Source organism: Stenotrophomonas terrae, from assembly GCF_039674165.1.
Taxonomy (GTDB): Bacteria; Pseudomonadota; Gammaproteobacteria; order Xanthomonadales; family Xanthomonadaceae; genus Stenotrophomonas; species Stenotrophomonas terrae_A.
In genome coordinates this window covers 1-24030 of record NZ_JBDJMY010000007.1, presented here as the reverse complement: position 1 = coordinate 24030, position 24030 = coordinate 1, and the positions used below count along the sequence as shown (strand labels likewise).

21 protein-coding genes are annotated in these 24030 nt (G+C 64.0%); 13 read left to right on the top strand and 8 right to left on the bottom strand.

Features of this window, described 5'->3' with window-relative positions; translation table 11 throughout:
* Positions 1 to 841 precede the first annotated feature (841 nt).
* From ABE493_RS04710 to ABE493_RS04695, 4 genes are all read left to right on the top strand, one after another.
* Positions 842 to 3070 (top strand): TonB-dependent siderophore receptor, encoded by a 2229-nt coding sequence (locus ABE493_RS04710; RefSeq protein WP_346497785.1) that lies wholly within the window; start codon positions 842 to 844, stop codon positions 3068 to 3070.
* Between the two features lie 107 nt (positions 3071 to 3177).
* Positions 3178 to 3504 (top strand): DUF3649 domain-containing protein, encoded by a 327-nt coding sequence (locus ABE493_RS04705; protein ID WP_346497783.1) that lies wholly within the window; start codon positions 3178 to 3180, stop codon positions 3502 to 3504.
* A complete protein-coding gene (locus tag ABE493_RS04700; protein WP_346497782.1) occupies positions 3501 to 5123 on the top strand; it encodes a PepSY-associated TM helix domain-containing protein in 1623 nt (540 codons plus the stop codon). The genes ABE493_RS04705 and ABE493_RS04700 overlap by 4 nt, the downstream gene beginning before the upstream one ends.
* Positions 5120 to 5452, top strand: coding sequence for a DUF3325 domain-containing protein (locus tag ABE493_RS04695; RefSeq protein ID WP_346497780.1), 333 nt, complete (start codon positions 5120 to 5122; stop codon positions 5450 to 5452). The genes ABE493_RS04700 and ABE493_RS04695 overlap by 4 nt, the downstream gene beginning before the upstream one ends.
* 225 nt (positions 5453 to 5677) lie before the next feature.
* Here ABE493_RS04695 and rlmKL read toward each other — a convergent pair whose 3' ends face one another.
* On the bottom strand, positions 5678 to 7816 hold the full coding sequence (rlmKL, locus tag ABE493_RS04690) for a bifunctional 23S rRNA (guanine(2069)-N(7))-methyltransferase RlmK/23S rRNA (guanine(2445)-N(2))-methyltransferase RlmL (protein ID WP_346497778.1): 2139 nt from the start codon (positions 7814 to 7816) through the stop codon (positions 5678 to 5680).
* 132 nt (positions 7817 to 7948) lie between these two features.
* Positions 7949 to 8476 carry a hypothetical protein gene (locus ABE493_RS04685; RefSeq protein WP_346497776.1) on the bottom strand — a complete coding sequence of 176 codons (528 nt, stop codon included), beginning with the start codon at positions 8474 to 8476 and terminating at the stop codon, positions 7949 to 7951.
* A 51-nt stretch (positions 8477 to 8527) separates the two neighbouring features.
* Here ABE493_RS04685 and ABE493_RS04680 point away from each other — a divergent pair, with 51 nt between their 5' ends.
* Positions 8528 to 9091: an N-acetylmuramoyl-L-alanine amidase gene (locus ABE493_RS04680; protein ID WP_346497773.1), complete on the top strand. Its 564-nt coding sequence runs from the start codon at positions 8528 to 8530 to the stop codon at positions 9089 to 9091.
* 45 nt (positions 9092 to 9136) lie between these two features.
* Here ABE493_RS04680 and ABE493_RS04675 read toward each other — a convergent pair whose 3' ends face one another.
* The 3 genes from ABE493_RS04675 to ABE493_RS04665 all read right to left on the bottom strand — a co-directional run bounded on the left by ABE493_RS04675 (position 9137) and on the right by ABE493_RS04665 (position 11827).
* Positions 9137 to 9991 (bottom strand): DUF1684 domain-containing protein, encoded by an 855-nt coding sequence (locus ABE493_RS04675; RefSeq protein ID WP_346497771.1) that lies wholly within the window; start codon positions 9989 to 9991, stop codon positions 9137 to 9139.
* 133 nt (positions 9992 to 10124) lie between these two features.
* Positions 10125 to 11027 (bottom strand): sulfurtransferase, encoded by a 903-nt coding sequence (locus tag ABE493_RS04670; RefSeq protein ID WP_346497769.1) that lies wholly within the window; start codon positions 11025 to 11027, stop codon positions 10125 to 10127.
* The gene (locus ABE493_RS04665) at positions 11024 to 11827 is read right to left on the bottom strand and encodes a CoA pyrophosphatase (RefSeq protein ID WP_430980717.1); all 804 of its coding nucleotides are present in this window, start codon (positions 11825 to 11827) and stop codon (positions 11024 to 11026) included. Before ABE493_RS04665 ends, ABE493_RS04670 begins: the two co-directional genes overlap by 4 nt.
* A gap of 345 nt (positions 11828 to 12172) precedes the next feature.
* Here ABE493_RS04665 and ABE493_RS04660 point away from each other — a divergent pair, with 345 nt between their 5' ends.
* Entirely contained in the window at positions 12173 to 12604 is a 432-nt protein-coding gene (locus tag ABE493_RS04660) for a post-PEP-CTERM-1 domain-containing protein (protein WP_346497765.1), read from the top strand.
* A complete protein-coding gene (locus ABE493_RS04655) occupies positions 12601 to 14289 on the top strand; it encodes a PA domain-containing protein (protein WP_346497763.1) in 1689 nt (562 codons plus the stop codon). The genes ABE493_RS04660 and ABE493_RS04655 overlap by 4 nt, the downstream gene beginning before the upstream one ends.
* Positions 14290 to 14464: 175 nt before the next feature.
* Here the strand turns inward: ABE493_RS04655 and ABE493_RS04650 are convergent, their stop codons facing one another.
* The 3 genes from ABE493_RS04650 to ABE493_RS04640 all read right to left on the bottom strand — a co-directional run bounded on the left by ABE493_RS04650 (position 14465) and on the right by ABE493_RS04640 (position 18062).
* Positions 14465 to 16138 (bottom strand): PA domain-containing protein, encoded by a 1674-nt coding sequence (locus ABE493_RS04650; protein ID WP_346497761.1) that lies wholly within the window; start codon positions 16136 to 16138, stop codon positions 14465 to 14467.
* A gap of 12 nt (positions 16139 to 16150) precedes the next feature.
* Positions 16151 to 16594, bottom strand: a complete 444-nt coding sequence (locus tag ABE493_RS04645; RefSeq protein ID WP_346497759.1) for a hypothetical protein — start codon at positions 16592 to 16594, stop codon at positions 16151 to 16153.
* 766 nt (positions 16595 to 17360) lie between these two features.
* Complete coding sequence (locus ABE493_RS04640) at positions 17361 to 18062, bottom strand: FKBP-type peptidyl-prolyl cis-trans isomerase N-terminal domain-containing protein (RefSeq protein ID WP_282270953.1); 702 nt, start codon at positions 18060 to 18062, stop codon at positions 17361 to 17363.
* Positions 18063 to 18229: 167 nt separating this feature from the next.
* Here ABE493_RS04640 and ABE493_RS04635 point away from each other — a divergent pair, with 167 nt between their 5' ends.
* The 6 genes from ABE493_RS04635 to pstS all read left to right on the top strand — a co-directional run bounded on the left by ABE493_RS04635 (position 18230) and on the right by pstS (position 23873).
* A complete protein-coding gene (locus ABE493_RS04635; protein ID WP_346497756.1) occupies positions 18230 to 19012 on the top strand; it encodes an enoyl-CoA hydratase-related protein in 783 nt (260 codons plus the stop codon).
* Between the two features lie 7 nt (positions 19013 to 19019).
* Positions 19020 to 19379 carry a hypothetical protein gene (locus ABE493_RS04630; RefSeq protein ID WP_346497754.1) on the top strand — a complete coding sequence of 120 codons (360 nt, stop codon included), beginning with the start codon at positions 19020 to 19022 and terminating at the stop codon, positions 19377 to 19379.
* A gap of 152 nt (positions 19380 to 19531) precedes the next feature.
* Complete coding sequence (gene nth, locus ABE493_RS04625) at positions 19532 to 20173, top strand: endonuclease III (protein ID WP_346497905.1); 642 nt, start codon at positions 19532 to 19534, stop codon at positions 20171 to 20173.
* A gap of 169 nt (positions 20174 to 20342) precedes the next feature.
* Positions 20343 to 21551 carry an OprO/OprP family phosphate-selective porin gene (locus ABE493_RS04620; protein ID WP_346497752.1) on the top strand — a complete coding sequence of 403 codons (1209 nt, stop codon included), beginning with the start codon at positions 20343 to 20345 and terminating at the stop codon, positions 21549 to 21551.
* Between the two features lie 407 nt (positions 21552 to 21958).
* A complete protein-coding gene (locus ABE493_RS04615; RefSeq protein ID WP_346497750.1) occupies positions 21959 to 22738 on the top strand; it encodes a hypothetical protein in 780 nt (259 codons plus the stop codon).
* Positions 22739 to 22853: 115 nt separating this feature from the next.
* Positions 22854 to 23873 (top strand): phosphate ABC transporter substrate-binding protein PstS, encoded by a 1020-nt coding sequence (pstS, locus tag ABE493_RS04610; protein WP_346497748.1) that lies wholly within the window; start codon positions 22854 to 22856, stop codon positions 23871 to 23873.
* Positions 23874 to 24030: the final 157 nt, after the last annotated feature.

The window sequence follows — 24030 nt, the reverse complement described above, 5'->3', positions numbered from 1 at the left end:
TCCGCAGCGTTGTAGGGGCGGCGTAAGCCGCGAAGCCGGGGCTGCAACAGGTTGAAGCACTTTCAGCACTCGACGAATGCCAGCTGCATCTCGTGATTGCAACCGATGCGCGCGACTGCAGATTAGTCAGCTTCGCGGCTGACGCCGCTCCCACAAATCTCCGGCGACATCTGTTGTGGGAGCGGCATAAGCCGCGAAGCCAGTACCGCAACAAGTCGAAGCACTTTCAGCATCCGACGAATGCCAGCCGCATCTGATGATTGCAACCGATACGGGCGATTGCAGCCAAGCCAGCTTCGCGGCTTACGCCGCTCCCACAAACCTTCGGCGACATCTGTAGGAACGGCGTAAGCCGCGAAGCCAGTACCGCAACAGGTCGAAGCACTTTCAGCATCCGACAAAAGCCAGCCGCATCTGATGATTGCAGCGGATGCGCGCGATTGCAGGTTAGCCAGCTTCGCGGCTTACGCCGCTCCTACAAATCTCCGGCGACATATGTGGGAGCGGCGTAAGCCGCGAAGCCGGCATCGCATCACAGCCCGCAATCACATCGCGATTGCCAACAGCACACGGACACATCAGCTTGCTTAATCAAATGCGAACAATTATCGTTAGCACCTAGGCAGTACGCCCAGCCTCGTGCGGCACGGATGCTTCGCATCGTTCCGCCACGCCCCGTGTACCCCCGATATCCAAACTGACGCCGCGCGCCCTGGCAGGCCGCGCCGTGCATGCAGGCCAACTGGCGGGAGCGGTACACCCGGGGCATCCACGCATCGTGCGGGCTGCGTCGTGCGCGACTCCTGTGGTTGGCAAACCCTTCGCCCAACAGGAATCCAACATGCCCTCCCGCCCCACCCTGCCGCAGCCTGCACTGCTGGCCATCGCGCTTTCGATTGCCCTGTCCAGTGCTGCAATGCCGGTATTTGCCGAAGAAGCAGCGCCCGCCTCGGCCACCAACCTGGACACGGTGAAAGTCGTTGCCGATGCCGACATCCCCACCTCGTACACGGTGAAGCAGGCGCGTACCGCCACCAAGCTGGATCTGTCGCTGCGCCACACCCCTCAGTCGGTCACGGTGCTGACCCGCCAGCGCCTGGATGACATGGGCCTGTATGCAATGTCCGATGTGATGGGCCAGGTAACCGGCGTGCACGTCGCGGTGACCGACAGCGAGCGCATCAGCTTCGTCTCGCGTGGCTACACCATCAACAACTTCCAGGTTGATGGCATGCTCAATACCTTCGGCGGCTACATCAAGACCAACAACGACAGCGTCATCTACGACCGCATCGAGGTGGTCCGCGGCGCCACCGGCTTGACCACCGGCGCCGGTGATCCGTCGGGCACCATCAACTACGTGCGCAAGCGCCCAACCGACGAATTCGCGATGAGCGCGAACCTGATGTTCGGGCGCTGGGGCAACCAGCGTCTGGAAGCGGATATCGGTGGCCCGGTTGCATTGGATGGCCGCGTGCGCGCGCGCATGGTCGTTGCCAAGCAGCAGAGCGATTCCTTCCGCGACGTCTACAAGCTGGACAAGGATGTGTTCTACGGCATCGTCCAGGCTGACCTCAGCGACAGCACCTTGCTGGAAGTTGGCTACGAATACCAATCCCCGGAAACCTCGGGCGTTACCTGGGGTGTGGTGCCGTACTGGGGCGTCGATGGCAAGCCGGCCAACTTGCCGCGTTCGACCAATTTCTCGGCGCGCTGGAGCCGCTGGCCGATTGTGGAGAAGACCGCATTCGCGCGGCTTGAACAAAGCCTGGGCCACGACTGGGCAATCAAGGCCAGCTACACCCGCTCCAAGCGCGAGACCGAAGGCAACGTCTGGTACGGCGCTGCGGGCTACCCGCGCCCGGACGGCACCGGCGTGGTCGCCTACATCGGTGCGTTTGGCGAACGCGGCGACATGCAGGTGTTCGACGTCAATGCCGGCGGCCCGTTCAAGTTGTTCGGCCGCGAGCACGAACTGGTGGTCGGCCTCGGCCAGTCGGTGCGCAAGGGCGAAGTGCCGGCTTCGGACTTCGATTACCCCGATGGCTACGACAAGGTGCCGGATTGGCGCCACTGGACCGGTGATGTCGCACCGTTGCAGGTCAATCGTTACAACTGGCTGTCCTCGCGCGATGAGCTCAAGCAGCGCGCCGCCTATGTGGCCGCGCGCCTGCAGCTGGCCGACCCGCTGATGGCGGTACTGGGCGCACGCTACGGCAGCTGGGAGACGCGCAGCTGGAGCTATGATCGCGACGCGGCCGGCAAACTGCTGGGCACCACCCGTGGCGGCTACAAGCCGGATGACTCGCTCACTCCGTATGCCGGCCTGATCTATGACTTCAGCAAGTCGTTCAGCGCCTACGCCAGCTATACCGACATCTTCCAGCCGCAGAATTACCGCGACAAGAACAACAACTACCTGGAGCCGGTGGTCGGCGACATGTGGGAAGCCGGCATCAAGGCCGAGCTGTTCGACGGCCGCATGAACGCATCGGCGGCCGTGTTCAAGGGCGTCAAGGACAACGTCGCCGAGATCGACGATTCGGTGCCGGAGGCCTCGTTGCCTGATGGTTCCAGCGCCTACCGTTCCACTGGCAAGGGCAACAAGGTCAAGGGCTGGGAAGTGGAAGCCCAAGGCAGCATCAGCGAACACTGGAACCTGTCGGCCGGCTACGCGCACACCATCATCCGCAACCAGCAGGGCGTGCGCCAGAGCACCACCACGCCGGTCAACACGTTCCGCCTCAACACCGGCTGGCGTCCCGGCGGCGCTTGGAGCCGGCTGTCACTGGGTGGCGGTGTCACCTGGCAGAGCGAAATCTGGCGCATGACCAACCGCCCCACCAACGATTACCTGACCAGCGGCAAGACCTACAAGTCGCGCCTCACCCAGGACGCGGTGGTACTGGTCAATGCCTTTGCCGGTTACCAGTTCAACGACAACTTCTCCGCGCAGTTGAACATCAACAATCTGCTCGACAAGAAGTACTACAGCAACGTCGGCTTCTATGACGGCGTCAACTGGGGCGAGCCGCGCAACGTGCGTCTGAGCCTGCGCTGGAAGCTGTAATCCCTCCAGGGAACCACTGCCATGCAGTGGCGGCCAGGGACGGCCGACTTGTTCCGCGCCACCGCGTCGCCGGTGGCGCCCGTATTGATTCGACTTTGCAGGTTTCTGTGGACAGCACGCCTCTTGCCAGCCCCTGGCACAACCGTCTTCTCGGCTTCTTCGCGCGCCCCTGGCTGGGCGTGTTGTCGCGCTCACTGGCCGCCATCGTTGGCGGCTACGCGCTGGCCGCCACATGCTCGATGTTCTTCGCCGTGGCATTGCCGATCGCCCGCAGCCAGGCCGTGCTGACCGGCATGCTGGTCGCCATCGTGCTCTGCGCCTGCGCGGCGCTATGGGCATTTGCCACCCGCAGCGCGCTGCGCGCATGGCTCGGCATCCTTCTGCCGACCGCACTGTTCTGGTTGGGCACGCAATGGTTTGGAGGTGCGGCATGAAGAACGGATTCCGCCAGTCGATGGCATGGCTGCATACCTGGACCGGACTGCTGGTGGGCTGGTTGCTGTTGCTGATTTTCATGGCGGGCACCGCCAGCTACTACCGCGAAGAGATCAGTCGCTGGATGCGGCCGGAGCTGCCGCGCAGCACGGTCAGCACCGACGATGCGGCGGCGCGCGCGCTCAGCTTCCTGCAGCACAAGGCACCTCAGGCTGAAAGTTGGAGCGTCACCCTGCCCGATGCCCGCAACCCGGCGCTGCGCATGTTCTGGCGCAACCCCGAATCGATGGTCAAACCGCCGGTCGAGGGCGAGAAACGTCGTCGCCGTGGTGGCGGCCGCTTCGGTGATGCCACCGTCGACCCCAACACCGGCAACGAGGTGACGGCACGCGAAACCCGCGGCGGCGACTTCTTCTATCGCCTGCACTTCGACCTGCACTACATTCCAGTCGTATGGGCGCGCTACATCGTCGGTTTCTGCGCGATGTTCATGCTGGTGGCGATCATCAGCGGCGTCATCACCCACAAGAAGATCTTCAAGGATTTCTTCACTTTCCGCCCGCAGAAAGGCCTGCGCTCGTGGCTGGATTTCCACAACGTCAGCGCAGTGATGGCGCTGCCTTACCACGCCATGATCACCTACACCGGCATCGTCACCTTGATGTTCATGTACCTGCCTTGGGGTGTGAGCAGCGCCTATCCAAAGGACGAAGACGCCTTCTTCAGTGAAGCATTCGCGCGCATGGCCGAGGTTGAATCACCGGCACAGGGCCAGGCCTTGCCGATGCCCATCCAGCAACTGATGGACAGCGCGCGCAGGCACTGGAATGGCGCCGAGATTGGCGGCTTCACCGTGTACCGGCCGGGTGCGGCAAACGCCGTGATCGATATCCAGCAGCGCGACGGCAAGCGTCTGTCGGTAGACACGCCATCGCTGCGCTTTGACGCAGTCAGCGGCGCGCTGCTGGAAGCCAGCCCCAGCGCCGGTGGTGCCACTGCAACACGCGGCGTCATGTACGGCCTGCATCTGGCGCGTTTCGCCGATTGGGGTTTGCGTGGCCTGTTCTTCCTGTCGGGCCTGATCGGGTGTTTGATGGTGGCCAGCGGCGTGGTGTTGTGGGCAGTGAAAGAACGGCCCAAGCACGCCAAGTCTGGCAGGACGGGTTTTGGCCTGCGCCTGGTGGATGCGCTGAACATCGGCGCTGTCGCCGGCCTGCCGATTGCCTTTGCCGCCTATTTCTGGGGCAACCGTCTGCTGCCGCTGCAGCTGGCCGAGCGCAGCGACGCCGAGATCAGCGTGTTCTTCTACGCATGGGCGGCATCATTGCTGGCGGCCTTCATCTGGCCCAAGCGGATGATGTGGGCGTGGCAGTTGTATGCAGGCGCGGCGATGTTCGCCTTGATTCCGTTGCTCAATGCCTTGACCACCCGCAGCAACCTGGGCGTGACCATCGCCAGCGGTGACTGGGTGTTGGCCGGCTTCGACCTGTGCATGCTGGCCTTCGGTGTGATGCTGGGTTATTGCGGTTGGCGCATGCAGCACTGGCAACCGCCGTTGAGTGCGGCCGAAAAGAAACGCAGGCAACAGGCCGTCGCGGTCGCCGAGGCCAGCGCATGATGCTGCTTGCGCTTGGTTTGTCGTTCGCCGCCTTTGTTGCACTGTCGTTGGCGATGGAGAAACACCAACTGGAACTGCACGGGAAAGCAGGCGCAAGCAGCGCGCGCATGCGGCTGTGGGGTTGGCTGGGTTGGGGACTGTTGTCGGCCGCGTTCGCGCTGTGCGTATGGCGGGATGGCTGGGGATTGGGCCCCGTGTGGTGGCTGGGGGCGATGACCGCTGCCGGCCTGCTGCTGGCCTTCGGGCTATACCCGTATCGCCCGCGTTGGATCGTGCCGTTGGCGTGGGCGTTGCCAGTAGCGGGAATGGCCGCAGCAACCCTGCTGTAGAGCCGAGCCATGCTCGGCTGGGGCACATTACCGGGAACGCTTTTGGTAGAGCCGAGCCATGCTCGGCTGGGGCATTACTGGGAAAGCCTCTGCCGAGCATGGCTCGGCACTACAGGGAGGCATTCCTAAGAAAGCCCTTGCCGAGCATGGCTCGGCATTACAGGTGAAGCATTGCTGGGAAAGCCTCTGCCGAGCATGGCTCGGCACTACAGGTGTCGCGTCGGCTTATACCCGGCGCAGTTCCCAGGCGCGGTGGATGCGGGCGTTGCGCTCGAAATCCGGGCCAATGGTCTGCGCGGAAATTTCGCGGCAGTTGGCGAACTCGGCGATGGCATTCTCTTCCAGCTTGAAGCGGCGGAAGTTGTTGGAGAAGTACAACACGCCGTCCGAGGTCAGCCGCTCCATCGCGGCACGCAGCAGGCGCACATGCTCGCGCTGGATGTCGAAGTCTTCAGCGCGCGCCGAATTGGAGAAGGTCGGCGGATCGCAGAAGATCACGTCGTAACGGTTCTTCTCCGCTTCCAGCCAGGTCACCGCATCGGCCTGTACCAGCGTGTGCTGGCTGCCACCCTTGCCGTTGAGCGCAAGGTTGTCGGCGCACCACTGCAGATAGGTACCCGACAGATCGACGCTGGTCGTAGACGAGGCGCCAGCAACCGCCGCTTCCACACTGGCCACGCCGGTGTAGCAGAACAGGTTGAGGAAACGCTTGCCGCGCGATTCCTGCGCCATATGCGTACGCAACGGGCGGTGGTCGAGGAACAGGCCGGTGTCCAGGTAATCGAACAGATTGACGCGCAGCAGCGCATCGTTCTCGCGCACCAGGATGAACTCGCCACGCTGCTCGAAGCGGCCGTACTTGCTGCCGCCCTTGCCGCGTTCGCGCGACTTCAGCGCAACCTGCTCGGCTGGCACCTGGAACACTTCGCGCGCAGCGGCCAACAACTCGTTGCGACGGCGACGTACGTCCACATCCGGAATGGTGGCCGGCGCCGCGTATTCCTGCACATGCAGGAAGGTGCGGTTCTTGCCACCGTCTTCGCGATAGACATCGATGGCGGCCGCGTATTCCGGCAGATCGGCGTCATAGGCGCGGAAGCAGGTGATGCCTTCGCGGTTCAGCCAGTTCTTGAATTTCTTCAGGTTCTTGCGCAGGCGGTTGGCCACCATCTGCGCGCCTTCGCTGAGCTCGCGCGGCTGGCCGGCGTTCTCGCGCTCAGGCACCGCAATCGGGTCGCAGACGATCAGCGCGCACTCGATGGCACCGTTGAACATCTGGTACTTCTTGCCCGCACGCAGGCCGGTGGCGAAGGCCAGATCGGCACTGCCGCACAGCAGGCTTGCACGCCAGGTCGGCACGGCACGCTTGAGCGCATCACCGATACGGCGATACAGCACGGTATCGGCCGCCAGGCGTTCGTCGTAAGGCGGGTTGCAGACCACGCAACCGGTTTCCTGCGGCGGCACCTGCACATCGGCAACGTCACGCACGCCGAACCAGATGGCCTCGCTGACGCCGGCGACTTCGGCGTTTTCCTTGGCCGCACGGATTGCCTGCGGGTCGATGTCGCTGCCGTGGATGACCTGCTTGAGCGCAGCACGGCCAACCTGCTCGCGCTCACGCGCTTCGGCCGTCAATTCCTTCCACTGCGCCTGGTCAAACCCGCGCCAGCGGCTCGGTGGAATGCTGCCATGGCGCTGCAGGCCCGGTGCCACGTCGGCGGCCATCAGGGCGCCTTCGATCAGCAAGGTGCCGCTGCCGCACATCGGGTCGAGCAGACCGCCACCTTCGGCATGGATCTTCGGCCAGTTGGCGCGCAGCAGTACCGCTGCGGCCAGGTTTTCCTTCAGCGGCGCGTCGTTCTGCGCCATGCGCCAGCCACGGCGATGCATCGGGCCACCGCCCAGGTCGATCGAGATCGTGGCGCGGCCCTTGCGCAGCGACAGGTTGATGCGCACGTCCGGGAATTCAACATTCACCGAAGGCCGCTCCATGCCCTGCCCGCGCAGGCTGTCGACCACGCCGTCCTTGACCCGCTGCGCGGCAAAACGCGCATGGGTGATGGCGGTGCCGGACACATGCGCGTCCACCGACAAGGTCAGCTCGGGGGTGATGTGCTGGTCCCACGGCATTGCCGCCACGCCCTGGTACAGCGAGTTCTCGTCCGGGCATTCAAATTCCTGCAGCGGCCACAGCACGCGGCTGGCCAGGCGCGACCACAGCACCACGCGCTGCGCATCGCGCAGCTCGCCTTCGGCATTGACGCCGGAAATGGTGGCGGTCGCCCGCGGCAGGCCCATCGCCAGCAGTTCGTCGGCAAGCAGGTATTCGAGGCCCTTGGCGCAGGAAACAAAGAAATTCACGGGAGATATCAACTTTCGAAAAGGGAGTCAGGCCAGCCAGGCGGGCAGGCACGGTGGCCGGCCCCGGGGCATCCAAGGCCGCTATTGTAGGCAGTTGCCCGCCGCGCCGTCGGATTCAGGCTGCGGCCGCGTTCACAAACCGCGCAGCAGGGCCTCGAAGGCCTGGCAGGAGGCGTCCACATGGCGCATCAGGCGGTGGCCGTCATTGACCAGCAGCAGCCGCGCCTTGCGCTCGGCGGCCCAGGCGATGACGTCAGCGGCCGGGATCAACTCGTCATTCCAGGCGTGGACCACGCTGATCGGCACCGCAGCGGCGTCCAGCGCCGGCATCGGCCCCATCGTGGTCGGCGGCACCATCAGGAACAGCCCCGCCACCGGCACCTGCAGCGAGGTGATCGCCGAGATATAGGCGCCCAGGCTGGAACCGGCCAGCACCAACGGGCCGCGCGCCGCCATCTCGGCCGCGCGCTCGACCAGCCGCTGCAGCCGCGCCGGCACGTCGCCCACCCGGCTGATCTCATGCCTGGCGTCCAGGTCGGTGTAATCCGGGCGCTCGTGGCTCCAGCCCAGGCGTTGCGCGACATCGGCCAGCGCGGTGACCTTGGTAGCGTCCGGGCCGCTCTCGAAGCCGTGCGACAGAATGCAATGGCCGCGGCTCATGGCTGGCGGCAAGTCATGGGGGAACTCATGGGTGAATGCTAGCATCCACCCATGCACCTGCCGCCCCCCATCATTGCCAAACCGCTGCCCTACGAAAGCCTGTTGGCGCAGCGCAAGCCCACCGATATCGATCTGGTGGTGATCCACTGCACCGAACTGCCGGACCTGGCCACCGCCCGCGAGTACGGCGAGCGCGCCCTGTACGACAACGGCAGCGGCAACAGCGGCCACTACTACATCGACCGCGATGGCAGCATCCAGCAGTACATCGCATTGGACCGCGTTGCCCATCACGTACGTGGCATCAACCCGCGTTCGATCGGTATCGAACTGGTCAACCGTGGACGCTGGCCCAACTGGTTCGATACCAACAACCAGGTGATGAGCGAGCCCTACCCCGAGGCGCAGATCGCGGCCTTGGTGCGCCTGCTGGAGTGGCTGCCGCAGGCACTGCCCTCGCTGCGCTACATCGCCGGCCATGAGCAGCTGGATACAGCGCTGGAACCCGCCAGCGATGACCCCGGCCGCAACGTGCAACGCAAGCTGGACCCGGGCCCGATGTTCCCCTGGGAGCTGGTCCTGCGCGCGATCGACCTGCAACGCCTGCCGGACTGAATGCAGCGGCGGCACCCGCCCGCCAAACCGGCCGGGTAAGCCTTGTTACTGCGCCAGGTACTGGAACTTCTCGCCGGCTGTCACCGCCAGATCCAGCCGGTTGATCGTCGGTGCTATCGGGCAGACCACATGCGGGGTCAGCGCGCAGGGCGGGTTTTCGGCGCGATTGAAATCCAGTTGCACCACGCCATCCTTGGGCGGCGCCGCGTACAGATAGCGCGCGCCACCATAGGTTTCGCGGCCGCTGGTGCGGTCGGACAGCAGGAAGAACAGTCGCTGCGCCTCTGGCGCGGCTTCATTCAGCACCGGCTGCAGGTGATAGCTGCGCCCGCCAACCTCGAACACCGCCTCCCCCGGCACCAGCGCCGGCAGCGGCGTGCCTATCGACGTCAGCAGCACCGCCTGCTTGGGTTTGGGGAAGGGATTCCAGCGCGCGCGCACATTCCATTTCGGATCCACCGGAAAGTGCTCGATGCCGCTGAAGGCCAGCCGCCGCGGTGACTGCGGGTCGCGGTAGCGCCAGCCGAGAATGCTGCCGGTACGCACCAGGTAGAACTCGGACTGGCCCACCTGCACGCGGCTGGCTTCGTTGACGTGGGCAACGCCGGGCACCAGCACCGCCCGCTGCAGCGGCTGCCCGTTCATCCGCGCATCCGCGCGGGTGTTGGCGTCGATGCTGACCTGGCCGTCGTTGCTCACCTGCAGGAAGCCCAGTTCGGCGGGGCCGCTGGGCAATACGATGTCATTGCTGGCCGCACTGCCCACCCGGTAGGCACCGGTCTTGAGCCGGCCCGAGCCGGTGTAGCTGAGCCAGCCTTCGGGCGCGCGCAGGCTTGCCAGCCGTTGCGTCCGCCACTGCTCGACGTCACGCAGATACTGCCGCTGGTCAACCGCGGACACACCGCTGCCTGGCGCATCACATGCCCCAAGAACCGCCGCCAACAGCGCTACGCCGAGCAATTTGTATAAGCCCACGCTTCCCCCGAAGCACCCACGCATCTGCATCGCGCCCAATGCGCGATGCCGTTACAACTCAACCCTTGGCAACCGGCCTGCCTGCATCGCTGGACCAGCCACTCCACGAGTCACTGAACACCCGCAGCCCGGGCAAACCGGCATGCGCAAACCCCAGCAGCAGATGACAGGCCGTCACCCCCGAGCCGCACATCACCGCCATCTGTTCCGGTGCCTGCCCGCCCAACAACGGCAGCAACTCCGCACGCAGCTCCTGCGCCGGACGAAAACGGCCAGCCTGCAGGCTGGTGCCGAACGGGCGGTTGATCGCGCCGGGTACATGCCCTGCCACCCGGTCCAGCGGTTCGACTTCGCCACGGTAACGCTCGCCGGCCCGTGCATCCAGCAACCAGGCCGGGGTCTGCGCCAGACGTGATTGCACCTCATCGGCACTGACCACCTGGCGCATGTCGAACTGGCCCGGATAGGGCGGCAAGGGGGTGACCGCGACCGGGCCCGCCTCCAGCGCATGGCCGGCCGCCTGCCACGCCGCCAGGCCACCATCAAGCACCGCCACCTTGCGATGGCCGATCAGGCCCAGCAGCCACCATAGCCGCGCAGCGGCCATGCTGCCGTCGGCCGCGTCGTACACCACCACCTGGGTGTCGGCACCGATACCCCAACGCCCCAACGTGGCGGCAAAAGCCTCGCTGTCCGGCAAGGGATGCCGGCCATGGCCCTGCTTGCCCATGTCCGACAGGTCTTTTTCCAGATCGGCGTGGATCGCGCCGGGAATATGCCCGGCTGCGTACTGGGCGGCGCCGGCCTGTGTATCGGTCAGTGAAAACCGGGCATCAACCACCCGCAACGCGGTGCTGGCGACAGCGCGGGCATCGACCAGGCGCATCGGCTGCTGCGCCAGGGCCTCAGCCAGTTCGGCCACATCGACCAGCGTGCTCCAGGAAGTTCCGTTCCGGCTCATGTCACCTGCTCCAATCGACGGCGAAGGTTGTAAAGGATGGCCGCTGTGGCGCCCCAGATGCGCTGACCGGGCCAGCTGTATTCCATGACATGACGGATACGCCCGCCGTGTTCGATTTCCACCTGGCGCAGGTTGGCCGGGTCCATCAGGTAGTCCAACGGCACTTCGAACACTTCGGCGACCTCGCCGGGTTCGGGCCGGGCGATGAAGGCCGGGTCGACCACCGCTACCACCGGCGTCACCCGGAACCCGGTAATGGTGATGAACGGGTCCAGATAGCCCAGCGCCAACACCTGGCTGCGCTGCAATGCAATTTCCTCGTCACTTTCGCGCAGTGCCGCAGCCAGCGGATTGCGGTCCAGCTTTTCGATGCGCCCGCCCGGAAACCCCACCTGGCCGCCGTGATTGCGCAGCGCCTCGGTACGCCGGGTCAGGATCACCTGGGTGCCCTGCGGGCGCGGCACCAGCCCCGCCAACACCGCCGCTTCCACCGGCGGCCCCGGTGGCAGCAGATCTTCCAGTTCAGAGCGGTTCCAGCCCTGCCCGGCCGGTGTTTGGGTCAGCGGCATCAACGCCCGTTGCAGGCGCTCGCGCCCGGCCAGCTGTTCGGCGAAGGCCACCGCCTGGCGCGAACGCCTTGGCAACTCCTGCGCCATCAAGCGGCGGCGTTCGTCCTCGCTCATGCGCAACCACCCGCCAATCTCGGCGCCACTGCGCCAGCAGCCACGGCAGTGGCCCTGTTCATCAAGCGCGCAGATGCCGATACAGGGGCTGGAGATGACACGAGCAGGTGCATCCATCAATTCAGACATCACGCTAGCGTAGCGCGAGCCGAACCCTGCGGACCAGTTCCCGGGCATTGATTCGCTTGGAATTGCATTAACACGATGGCAATGCCGCAACCTTTCGGCCCTGCCGATTCAGCTCAGCCGCCCGTCGGCCGGATGCATGGTTTTTGTGACAACCATCAATTTATGGTTGAGCGTGGGTTCATCTAAGGGCACACTCCAAGACGACAGGGGGAACACGAATCATCCAATGCGCTGGACGCGCGTTCGATCAGCGTGACTGTTCGATACGAGTCTGGCCTGCATGCGGATGGAGCCTTATCGCTTTTCACTCTGTAGCGGAGCCCGGAAATGAGAATGGCAAAACCCTCCTTGTTGTTATCGGCGCTGGCACTTTCGGCCAGCCTTTCAGTACAGGCCCATGAGCCGCCAACGGACGGCAACCCGAGTACCCCTACCGAAAGCGGCATGGTCGCCGGCATCGATGCCAAGACCGGCAAGTTGCGCAAGCTGACCGATACCGAAATCCGCGCACTTTCCGACAAGGCCAATGCCATGCCCTCGGCAGGCCGCAGCGCCGCAGGCACCAATGCTGCCTGGGCACGCATTCCGCAGACCGGCACCGACGCTGCCAAGACCATCCGCGCGCACAGCAACGGCATGAGCACCGCCGACTTGCCGCTGTCGGCGTTGAACTCGCTGAGCGTTGAGCGCGACGCCAACGGTGAGGTGCAGATGCTGGAGAACGGCGCCCCGCTCTCGCATGGGCGCCAGGAGGTGTCCGAATGAAGACGCTGCTGCTTTCCGCCGTCATCGGCAGCACCCTGTTCGGCGCCACGGCCAACGCCGCCATCATCACCCCGATCAACCAGGATCCGGCCGGCATCGGCCTCAACGATCCCACCGTACGTGCCCCCGAAGGCGGCAACCCCGGCAAGAGCGTCGGCGAGCAACGCCGCATCGTCTACCAGTTCGCCGCCGATCTGTGGGGCGCGGTACTGCAGAGCGACGTGGAAACCTTCGTCGGCGCCAGCTTCCAGGACCTGACCTGCACCGCTACCGGCGGCACCCTCGGCTCAGCCGGCGCCTCCTGGATCGCAACCACGCCGCCCGCAGGCGCTGAGCTGGGCATGATCTATCACGCCCCATTGGCCAACGCACTCAACGGCAGCCGCATCACCATCAGTGCCGCCGGCACCGACATCACCAGCCGCTTCAACGCCAACCTGGGCGGCAGCAACCCGGACGGTACGCCGTGCATGACCGGCTCTGGCTGGTATTACGGCCTGGATGGCAACGCCCCGGAAAACCTCATCAGCTTCCTGGATGTGGTGATGCATGAGATCGGCCACGGCCTGGGCTTCTCCGGCTTTGTCGGCTACACCACCGGCCGCCTGGGCGAACGCGTTGGCATTCCGCAGTACTACGGCTACTCGGACGTCTATACCGAGAACGCGTTCGACAACCTGTCCGGCAAACGCTTCACCGAAGCCAGCATGACCAACGCGTTGCGCGCCACCGCAATCAAGACCCGCGGCGCACCTGCGTGGAATGGCGCAACCACCCGCGCACAGACCCCCCAGTGGCTCGACCCGGCGGTCGTGCTGTCGGTCAACGGCAGCAGCGTGAGGACGCAGTTCTTCGGCACCGCTTCGTTCGGCCCACCGGCTACCCCGGCCAACTTCGCCGGCCCGGTTGTGGTTGCCAACGACGGCACCGGCGCCGACACCGCCGACGCCTGTGAAACCCTGCCTGCGGGCAGCCTCAGCGGCAAGGTCGCTTACGTCAATCGTGGCAGCTGCGCGTTCGAGATCAAGGCAGCCAACGCACAGGCGGCAGGCGCGGTTGCAGCCATCATCGGCAACGTGGCCAGCTCCGGCGACCCGGGTACCGCACCGGGCATGGCCGAAGATGCCAGCGTCAATGCCACCATCCCGACCCTGAGCGTCAACCTGGGCGATGCCAACCTGATCAAGGCAGCAGCGCAGGCAGGCACACCACTGACCGCCGCACTGGGCCAGGTGGCCGGTCAGTTCGCCGGTGCCGACTCCAGCGGACGACCGTTGCTGTACGCACCGGCCATCGTGGCGGGCGGCTCAACCTTCTCGCACTTTGAAAGTGTGCTGGTACCCGATGCGTTGATGGAGCCGGCCAACAGCCCCAACACCGATGCAGGACGCATGGTTGACCTGACCCTGGCAGCGTTTGTCGATGAAGGCTGGAGCTTGAACGCAGGCACGGCGCGCATCGGCAGTTGCGATACGGGCGTGAAGTTGTTCAAGAACCCGGGCTTGATCGCAGGCGCCAACGTGCAGGCGCAGGACCGCCTGTGCCGTACCACCGCCAACGGCAACCGGGCGCTCTACCTGCGCTGCATGAATGACACCGCTGCCTCGCTGAAAGCGGCCAGCATGATCAGCACGGTGGAACAAGCCGGCATCCGCACCTGCGCGGCCAAGGTAGCTTCGCCGTAACGCTTCAGAAAAGAGCCGGCGCCTCGCGGCGCCGGCTCTGGTTTTATCTACTTCACTGACTACATGATGGGCAGACCTACCCGTTTTGGTGCAGGCAGAGCATCAGCCCTCGTCGCTCCACTTCCGCATCCAACAGCCATTGCATCAGCGACCGCGCCGCAGCTTGCCAACGCGGCTACAGTTTGGCGGCGCACTGGCGGGCTTTTGCCACCTCCAGCGAGGTGATCAAGGACTGTGCATGCAATGAACTGATGTGGTCATTCATGCAGCGCAACTGCTGGCTACGGTTTCCCGCAGCCGAAGACCTGCAGAGATTGCTCTGCGCTATCAGGTTGGCGCCGGGAATGAACGAATCACGGTAAACCGGTATCGAGGTGTCGCAGTTGCCCAGCTTGGCGGTGCCGTTGCGATTGGTCGGCCAGCCCATTTCCTCGAACATTTCCAGCGCCACATCTATCATCACGTCCGCACGCAAGGTCTTGGTTTCCGCCGGCTCCATCAGGAAGTTCGGGGTCATGTCGGAGTCAACGTGCGAGAACGAGGACCCAGACTGATAGGGATTGGGCGTAAACAGGCGCATGCTGCCACCGGAATCCAGGCCATAGAATCGTTTCGGGTCTTCAACAAGCCCAGCCGTGACCACCGGCGCATCACCACGCAGCATGCTGCCGACTTCCTGGGTGACCGTTACAACAGGAATCGTCACCTTGTGGCCCATCGTACCGCCGCCCGCGTTGAGCGTAGCTCCTGGCACATTGTTCGCCAGAATCACCGCCAACGCACCGAGATTCTGCGCGTTCAATGCCTTCGCTGAGAACTCGCACACCCCTCGGTCGATAAGCACAACCTTGCCCTGTAGTGCTGCTGCGTTGGCGATGAGCGGCTGCCCCTCCAGGCCATTGCAGCCGGTGTGCATGTCTACCGCACCGTCAGCCACGGCATCTTTCAACAACACGATTTCGCCCTTCAGCGGCGACAGATCCTCGCCGCCAAACGCCGCTGGGATGTAGTCGTGGTCCGCTGCAGCGGGAGAGGTTATGCGCAGCAACTGCCGGTGATCCGCAAACAGTGCGGCCATGCGATTGGTCGCACCGCCCCTCCATACCGTTTCGCCAGGGGTGATCAGTGCAACACCCATGCGCGCATCAACAACATCGAAATCGTTGTAATTCATCGCATGCAGATTCGACCACGCCATGCCATCCCACGGCCCCTTGCTCCAGCGGATCGGCGTATTGAAAAAGAAGCCAGAATTGCCCGACGCACCCAGACCATGGCCTATCTCATGCATGATCACGTTGAGGAAGTTGGCACGATCTTCGATGTTGTGCGGTTTGTTGCCGGCCAGTCCGTAGTACCAGCCGCTTGCACCCAGCTCCTGGCAGGACGGCGTATCGATCGCAGAACTGAAGTTGGTCAGAATGTCGTTTCTTTGCGGATCCAGATCGCGACTGGCCAATGCATTTGCCAATGCAACCGGGTATTCGAAGTCAGCAGCGCCGCCCTGAGCAACCTCGCTGGCCTTGATCCTGGCAATGGCACCGGCTTGGCCGAGTACGATCCTACCCTCCGTGCATGTCAGCGGAGCAAACGACGCCTCCACCTTGATCTCAGCCGAGCTGCGCAACAACGCGCCCCACAGGTCCATCGCGAATTGATAGGAAATCATCCGCTGCTGTCCCAGGGTTTTTCCGGGGTTCCCCCCAACTGGCGTTACCGGCGTCGGGTCGTTCAAACCAATGCCGGGTTTGTCGAGATTGACCAAGGTTATCCTGGCCTGCCCATGCGCCGACGAAATGGCCGCGCACAGCACCGCTGCGGTGCATACCGCAAGTGACTTGATCTTCATTTTTTTCTCCGGTCAGCGCGTGCTGTGGTCGTTGGTGCCGTGCGAGGCATTCATGCCGCCGCCCTTGAGTGGCACCGCATACATCGGTTCGATTTCCTGACGCGACGTCAACACGACCCCTGTCCCGCTGCTGCCAGCTGCCGCTTGACGCAATGCCTGCTCAGCCGTGTCGGGCATCCGTGCCAGAGCACGATTCAAGCCCTCCGACGCGGCACGATCCGCCGCGCTGCGATGCAGGCCCGCGGCAGCTATCCTGCGCCGCACGTCCTGCGCATCGCTCGCTTTCGCACGCGAACGCACAACCTCGGTTGCAGACATCGGCACGCCTATCAGCGCGGCATAGTCCGGCACGGGCTCTGTCGCAGACTGCGCAGACGCACCGTTGCTGGCCGCCGTGCCTAACGCGATAGCCACGGCACCCAACCAACGAACAAGCTCATTACGATCTCGTTGCATTTCGTCACCCCTTCAATGGAACGCGGTAAGCATGGCCGCGACCGGGAAACCGAAACCCCAACGTCTGACGGTATGAAGACCACCGTTCCTGTTCGCGCAGCCCCGACTGCTGACCGCCAATCACCTTGGTTGGGTGTTACGGGATTACCTGTTGAGCGACCTCGTTGATACACATGCAGTTGATTGCATAGCGACCGACAACCTGCGACGTGCCGCACAGATCATAGGCATGGGCCTCGTCGGAAAATTGACATTTATTGGTAGATCGCCGGGTTGTTTTTGGCATGCGGGCGCAGCCAAATCATGCTGATCTCGCTCGCACCGATAAATGCGGAGTGCAAGGGTACGAGACGCGTAGGCGGAGAGAATGGCCGATGCCCGCATGCAGCACGAATGGATCGTGAGCGTAAGCGGCAGCGACGTATCCATCGCAGCGGGCAGGTCTGCCTGGGAGTGCCATACACAGGCGGGAATCAAACGTGTTGCAAAGGCGATGAGGCGCCGCGCTGGGCGTGCCTGCAAGCAACGCCTGTAGAGCCGAGCCAGCTCGGCGGGGCGTTACCGATAATGCCTCTGCCGAGCTGGCTCGGCACTACAGGTGATTTCGGTGCCGCGCTGGGCGTGCCCGCAAGCAACCGAGCCATGCTCGGCTGGGCGTTACCGGTAAAGCTTCTGCCGAGCATGGCTCGGCACTACATGCGGTTGCGGGCAAAAAGAAAGCGCCGGTGTTGCCACCGGCGCTTTTGATTGCATCACTGACGCGCTGTTACTTGACGCTGACCAGCTTGATTTCGAACTGCACAGCCACGTTCGGCGGGAACGGGGTGCGCGGGTCGGCACCGTAGGCCTTTTCCGGCGGCAGGGTGACTTCCCACTTGGCGCCGGCCGGCATCTGCAGCAGGGTTTCGCGCATGGCCGCCATCTCGACTTCGCTCAGCTTGATCGACGGGATCGACTGGGCCGGGCGAGCTTCGGTCGGGCGCTGGCCGTACGGGAACGGACCGGCAACTTCCAGCGCAACCGTGCTGGCCTGGGTCGGCTTGGCACCGGCACCGGCTTCGATCACACGGTACTGCACGCCGCTGGCCAGGGTCTGCACGCCGGCCTTGGCCTTGTTGGCGGCAATGAACTGGTCACTGCGGGTCTTGTTTTCAGCGGCGGCCTTGTCGTACTCGGCCTTGGCAGCCTGGGCACGACCCTGCTCACGACGCTGGAACGCTTCCACGGCCGGCTTCAGCTGATCGGCGGTGATGGCCGGCTGCTTCTTGGCATAGGCGTCCTGCAGGCCCTTTACCACCGAAGCGATATCCAGCTGTTCGCCACGGCCAGTGAGCTCGGCCAGGTTGTTGCCGTAGTCATAGCCGAAGTAATAGCTCAGCTTGCCCTTCTCGGACGCGATGTCCTGGGCGAAAGCAGTGCCGGTGACGGCCAGGGCGGCCACGGCGACCGCGATAGAACGCAACTTCATCAAACAGTTCTCCAGGAAAGGTGTCTCAGGGCAAACATGCCGCTAGAGGCGACGGGTTAGGATAGCCGTCACAAAGGCTGTCCGCCACTGACGACGCGTTCTATGACCAGCGTCGGTTAAAAGAGTTCAATTCCTCACTTTTTTTTAACGTTTGAGGTTCCGCCCGTATGTCCGATGCACCGGTTTCAATCAGCACCCACGCAGGCATCCGCACCATCACGGTGCAGCGCCCGGAAAAGCTCAATGCGCTCAACCGCCAGACCTTGGAAACGCTGGATGCAGCCTTTGCCGAGGCAGCCCAGGCCGCAGACGTAAGAGTCGTGATTCTGACAGGCGCCGGCAGTAAAGCCTTCGTGGCAGGCGCGGATATCTCCGAAATGAATACCTTGACCCCGGTTCAGGGCCGCGACTTCTCGTTGGTCGGTCAGCGCCTGATGCGCCGTATCGAGCGCCTGAACAAGCCGGTGATCGCCATGATCAATGGTTTTGCGCTGGGCGGCGGCATGGAGCTGGCCATGGCCTGCCACCTGCGCATCGCCGTCGACAGCGCCAAGCTGGGCCAGCCGGAGATCAACCTGGGCCTGGTGCCGGGCTTTGGCGGCACCCAGCGCCTGCTGCGCCTGGGCGGCCGCGCCGCTGCGCTGGAATTGTGCCTGCTGGGCGCGCCGATCAGCGCCGAGCGTGCGTTGCAGCTGGGCCTGGTCAACCGCGTGGTTGCCGCTGCCGAGCTGGAAGCCCAGACCACCCAGCTGGCCGAGCAACTGGCCAACGCCGCACCGTTGGCCCTGCGCGGCATTCTGGATGCGATCAATGTCGGCGGCGAATGCGGCATCGAGGAAGGGCTGGAATACGAAAGCGCGCAGTTCGGCCTGGTGTTCTCCACCCAGGACATGCGTGAAGGCACCAGCGCCTTCCTGGAACGCCGCAAGCCGGAATTCAAGAATCACTGAGTAGTCCATGGTTACCGCAAGCACCCCGCCCCGCCAGCTGCTGCAATTCGTGCTGGACGATGACCTGGATGCGGCGCTGCGCGCCGGGCTGATGGACTACCTGCCACAGCCTGGCGATGCACTGCTGGATCCGGCCTATCCGCAGCTGCCACAGCAGCTGCAGCTGGCCCAGCAGCAACTGCGCACGGCGTGGGCCGCACGCGAGCGTTACCGCGCACGTGCCGCCCGCCTGGAACGGCGCGCGGCCGAGCGCCAGGCCCGCCGCGCACCACCACCAGCTGCCGACAGCAAACCCGCCCTGCCCTCGGCTGCGGCAGCCATTCTGGCCCGGGCAAAGGCACGCGCGGCAGGAAACCCGAGCGCATGAACTCATTACACGTGAAAAAGGCGACGGCCAAGAAGGCTGTCGGCAAAAAAGTGATCGCAAAAAGGACCGGCGCCAAGCCCATCGCCAGCAAGCAGGTTGCCACCACTCAAGCTGCGCCACGCAAGGCAACGGCAAGCCGTGGCAGCAAGCGCATGAACGCTGCACAGGTGCTGGAGATGTTCACCCGCCTGCGCGAGCTCAACCCACACCCGACCACCGAGCTGGAATACAGCTCGCCGTTCGAGCTGCTGGTCGCGGTGACCTTGTCGGCACAGGCCACCGATGTGGGCGTCAACAAGGCCACCCGCAAGCTGTTCCCGGTGGCCAATACCGCCCAGGCCATCCTTGCCTTGGGCGAGGAAGGGCTGAAGCCGTACATCGCCACCATCGGCCTGTTCAACGCCAAGGCCAAGAACGTGATTGCCGCCTGCGCGATCCTGGTCGACAAATACGGCGGCGAGGTGCCGGCCGAACGCGCCGCACTGGAAGCCTTGCCCGGGGTCGGCCGCAAGACCGCCAACGTGGTGCTCAACACCGCCTTCGGCCAGCCGACCATGGCGGTGGACACGCATATCTTCCGCGTCGCCAACCGCACTGGGCTGGCCCCCGGCAAGGACGTACGCGCGGTCGAGGATGGCTTGATGAAGGTGATCCCGGCCGAGTTCCTGCAGGACGCACACCACTGGCTGATCCTGCACGGACGTTACGTCTGCAAGGCACGCAAGCCGGATTGCCCGCAGTGCGTGATCCGCGACCTGTGCCAGTTCAAGGACAAGACCGCCGACGCTGAATAAGCGCCGGCGGATGACATCTGCACGACACTTTCCCGTAACAGCCCATAGGCCAAATACGCAGGCTCTTGTGCTTCGGGGCCAAAGCTGGTCGCCGGACTGTCACATTTACGCAATCTTTACGCCCTAGCCTTCGCAGCAACCTCCAACCGCCTGCAAGGCTACCCACCCAATGAAACTGCATCGCCAACTCCTCACTGCGGCCGTGGCTGCTGCACTGTTCGCGCCGGCTGCAAACGCTGAAGTCGCCATCGACGTTATTGGCGGTTCCGAAATCACCTTCGAAGGCCTGGTGCAGGCTGACGGCAACTGGTTCAGCAATGACAAGGCGGATCTGAACGGCGTCGCCAAGAACGGCAAGGACAGCGAGTTCGAACTGCGTCGCGCCGAGCTGGTGTTGAAGGGCAAGGGCCCGGGCAACATCGAGTGGGTGGTTGGCTACGACGCCAAGGCCGACAAGTTCCTGGACACCAACGTCAAGTACAAGCTGGGCGGCAACAGCAACCACTTCCTGCAGGCCGGCCAGTACAAGCAGCCCAACAGCCTGGAAGAACTGTCCAGCACCAAGAACAACGACTTCATTTCCAAGGCCACCGTCACCAACACCTACGCAGTTGCCCGCCGCCTCGGCGTGGGCTACGGCGTCGGCGATGCCAACTGGTCAGTCACCGCTTCGGCCTTCGGCCGCGAGCTGACCCGCGACCTGGCCCATGGCAGCGGCTACGGCGTGCGCGGCACCTTCGCCCCGATCAACGAGAAGGGCAACATCCTGCACCTGGGCCTGAGCTACGTCGATTACGACACCGACGCCGACCTGCTGCGCCTGCGCGCGCGCCCGAACGCCGACCTCGCCACCGTGCGCCTGGTCGACAGCGGCGACCTGAAGGACACCGACCGCCTGAGCACCATCGGCGCCGAAGCCATGTACGTGCGCGGCCCGTTCAAGGCCCAGGGCGAGTACTACAGCTCCAAGGCCAAGCGCTACGCCCACGACAACTACAGCACCGACGGCTACTACATCAGCGGCGTGTGGAACGTCACCGGCGAGACCTGGGGCTACAAGGGCGGCACCCCGAGCCTGGGCCTGCCGGACGAGCCGGGCCGCGGCATGTGGCAGCTGGGCGCACGCTTCGATCACATCGACCTCAACGACGGCGGCCTGAAGGCACCGGCGGTGGTCGGTGGCACCCCGCTGGTGGATGGCGTGCTCGGCGGCAAGATGGACATCTGGACCGTGGGTGCCAACTGGTACTGGCGCTCCAACTTCAAGGCATCACTGAACTACGTGATGGTCGACAGCAACAAGTACGCCTCGGCCAGCAAGAAGTTCGTCAGCGACAAGCCGGACATCCTGGAAGCCCGCCTGCAGTTCTTCTGGTAAATCTCGGCTGCCTGCAACACCATGAACGCCCCGCAAGGGGCGTTCGTCGTTGCAGCGATTGTGATTTTGCAGGAGCGGCGTAAGCCGCGATGCTGGTGGTCCAGCCGTGAGACTGATTTCCGCCAACTGAAAATGCACGAACTTCGCGGCTTACGCCGCTCCCACAACCACTGAGTACCTGCTGGTGCGTGCTTTTGTGGGAGCGGCGTGAGCCGCGAAGCAAGCAACGTCTGCGCGCAAACAGCTGCCGCAATCTGAAGATCTATCAGCTTCGCGGCTCACGCCGCTCCTACAACAACGGGCGCACCTGCCCCTCCGATACGCCCCCGTTGCCTGAAGCTATGTAAGCTTCGCAGCTTATGCAGCTCCCACAACCTGCTCCGGGGGCGCTCCAACCGGATGGATCCATGCGCACCTGCCTGCTTGCACTGCTGCTCTCCCTGCCCTTCACCAGCTTCGCCCAGGACTGTGGCGATGGCGCTGCTGCACGCATCACCCAGGCGTACCAACAGCGGGATGCGGCAGCCCTGCCCGACCGCCCTGGCTGGCACATCGACGCAGAGCGCAGCGCTTGCAGGGTATGGCCAGCGGATACTTCGTTGACCTTGATAGCGGTGCCGTTTCTGGGTCCGGAGGGCCCCAATGGCGACTCCCAGGCGGGCGACCTGGACGTGTTGGTTGTCGACAGCACCACGCTGCGCCCACGTGCAGGCCGCCGCCTGCCTGACGTGATGAGCAGCGATGCCATCCACGTCGACAGCGTCGGTCTGGATACCGCGCGCTACAACCTCTCGCCAAACGTGCGCGCATTCGGCATACGCAGCTCACGCAGCAACTCTTCACAGCCCAATCCTTTCAGCGATACCCGCCTGCAGCTGCTGGTATTCAACGGCACCAGCCTGGAAGCCATTACCGGGCAGATCGTCGTCTCCCGCAGTGGCGGCGAATGGGATACCCGCTGTGCCGGTGAATTCAATGAAACAAAGCGGACGCTGGAAGTTGGCCCGGCCCCGGCGCAAGGCTGGGCAACGCTGACAATCCGTGAACGCAGCAGTTCAACCGTCAGCTACGAAGGTGCCGATGGCAACTGCATTGAAGCGCGCCGGGACATGCCCGTGCGCAGCTTCAAGCTGCTGCCAAAGGGCCGTACTTACCCACTGCCCAGCGATGTAGAGGCCACGTTCTGAGGACAGGATTCACTGTCATTTGTGCGTCATATGACAGACGCTGAGCTGTCATCAAATGGTTATGAAATAGGCACCGGGGCGGAAACCACCGCACATCAACTCCCAGGAGCCATTCGTGATCCACGCCATCAAATCGCGCGCCGCTGTTGCCATCCTTGCAGCGTCGTCCGTGTTCGCCGCCAATGCTGCCGATGTCACTGGCGCCGGCGCGTCCTTCATCTACCCGGTCATGTCCAAGTGGTCGGCCGATTACAACGCCGCCACCAACAAGCGCGTGAACTACCAGTCGATAGGCTCCGGCGGCGGTATCGCGCAGATCAAGGCCAATACGGTGGACTTCGGCTCGTCCGATGCCCCGCTCAAGCCCGAAGAGCTGGCCTCGGCTGGCCTGGTGCAGTTCCCGTCGGTGATCGGCGGTGTGGTGCCGGTGCTCAACGTCGCCGGCGTCGAGCCGGGCGCGATGAAGCTGGACGGCCCGACCCTGGCCAACATCTTCCTGGGCAAGATCACCAAGTGGAATGATCCGGCCATCGTCGCATTGAATGCCGGCCTGACCCTGCCTGACACCAAGATCACCGTCGTGCACCGCTCCGATGGTTCAGGCACCACCTTCAACTTCGTCAACTACCTGTCCAAGGTCAATGCGGACTGGAAGAACAGCGTCGGTGAAGGCACCAGCGTGCAGTGGCCGGCTGGCATCGGCGGCAAGGGCAACGAAGGCGTGGCCGCTTACGTCAAGCAGATCAAGGGCGCCATCGGCTACGTCGAGTTCTCCTACGCACTGCAGAACCGCCTGACCTTCTCGCGCATGAAGAATGCCGCCGGCAACTTCGTGCAGCCGCGTGACGAGAGCTTCTCGGCTGCCGCTGCCAGCGCTGACTGGGCCAACGCCCGTGACTTCTACCTGGTGATGACCAACGCCCCGGGCGAGCAGGCATGGCCGATCACCGCCACCAATTTCATCCTGATGCGCAAGCAGCCCAAGAGCGCCGAAGGTGCCAAGGCAACGGTCGAGTATTTCCGTTGGATCTATGCCAATGGCGATGCCCAGGCCCGTCAGCTGGACTACGTGCCGCTGCCCGATCCGTTGGTGCGCCAGATTGAAACTTACTGGCAGCAGAACCTGAATTATTGAGTAAAGAGTCGGCGGGTCCCTCTCTCCCTCGTCGTCTCAAGCGCGGATCAAGTGATCCGCGCTTTTTTTTATGGGAGGGGCAACTCCAGCTCCACCGGTAGAGCCGAGCCATGCTCGGCTGGGGCTTTACCGGTAACGCCCTTGCCGAGCATGGCTC

Bases quoted from the DNA above. Each gene is read 5' to 3' on its own strand.
- ABE493_RS04710 (WP_346497785.1), top strand. From the start codon at position 842: ATGCCCTCCCGCCCCACCCTGCCGCAGCCTGCACTGCTGGCCATCGCG.
- ABE493_RS04700 (WP_346497782.1), top strand. From the start codon at position 3,501: ATGAAGAACGGATTCCGCCAGTCGATGGCATGGCTGCATACCTGGACC.
- ABE493_RS04695 (WP_346497780.1), top strand. From the start codon at position 5,120: ATGATGCTGCTTGCGCTTGGTTTGTCGTTCGCCGCCTTTGTTGCACTG.
- ABE493_RS04685 (WP_346497776.1), bottom strand. From the start codon at position 8,476: ATGAGCCGCGGCCATTGCATTCTGTCGCACGGCTTCGAGAGCGGCCCG.
- ABE493_RS04680 (WP_346497773.1), top strand. From the start codon at position 8,528: ATGCACCTGCCGCCCCCCATCATTGCCAAACCGCTGCCCTACGAAAGC.
- ABE493_RS04670 (WP_346497769.1), bottom strand. From the start codon at position 11,027: ATGAGCCGGAACGGAACTTCCTGGAGCACGCTGGTCGATGTGGCCGAA.
- ABE493_RS04665 (WP_430980717.1), bottom strand. From the start codon at position 11,827: ATGGATGCACCTGCTCGTGTCATCTCCAGCCCCTGTATCGGCATCTGC.
- ABE493_RS04660 (WP_346497765.1), top strand. From the start codon at position 12,173: ATGGCAAAACCCTCCTTGTTGTTATCGGCGCTGGCACTTTCGGCCAGC.
- ABE493_RS04655 (WP_346497763.1), top strand. From the start codon at position 12,601: ATGAAGACGCTGCTGCTTTCCGCCGTCATCGGCAGCACCCTGTTCGGC.
- ABE493_RS04650 (WP_346497761.1), bottom strand. From the start codon at position 16,138: ATGAAGATCAAGTCACTTGCGGTATGCACCGCAGCGGTGCTGTGCGCG.
- ABE493_RS04645 (WP_346497759.1), bottom strand. From the start codon at position 16,594: ATGCAACGAGATCGTAATGAGCTTGTTCGTTGGTTGGGTGCCGTGGCT.
- ABE493_RS04640 (WP_282270953.1), bottom strand. From the start codon at position 18,062: ATGAAGTTGCGTTCTATCGCGGTCGCCGTGGCCGCCCTGGCCGTCACC.
- ABE493_RS04635 (WP_346497756.1), top strand. From the start codon at position 18,230: ATGTCCGATGCACCGGTTTCAATCAGCACCCACGCAGGCATCCGCACC.
- ABE493_RS04630 (WP_346497754.1), top strand. From the start codon at position 19,020: ATGGTTACCGCAAGCACCCCGCCCCGCCAGCTGCTGCAATTCGTGCTG.
- nth (WP_346497905.1), top strand. From the start codon at position 19,532: ATGAACGCTGCACAGGTGCTGGAGATGTTCACCCGCCTGCGCGAGCTC.
- ABE493_RS04620 (WP_346497752.1), top strand. From the start codon at position 20,343: ATGAAACTGCATCGCCAACTCCTCACTGCGGCCGTGGCTGCTGCACTG.
- ABE493_RS04615 (WP_346497750.1), top strand. From the start codon at position 21,959: ATGCGCACCTGCCTGCTTGCACTGCTGCTCTCCCTGCCCTTCACCAGC.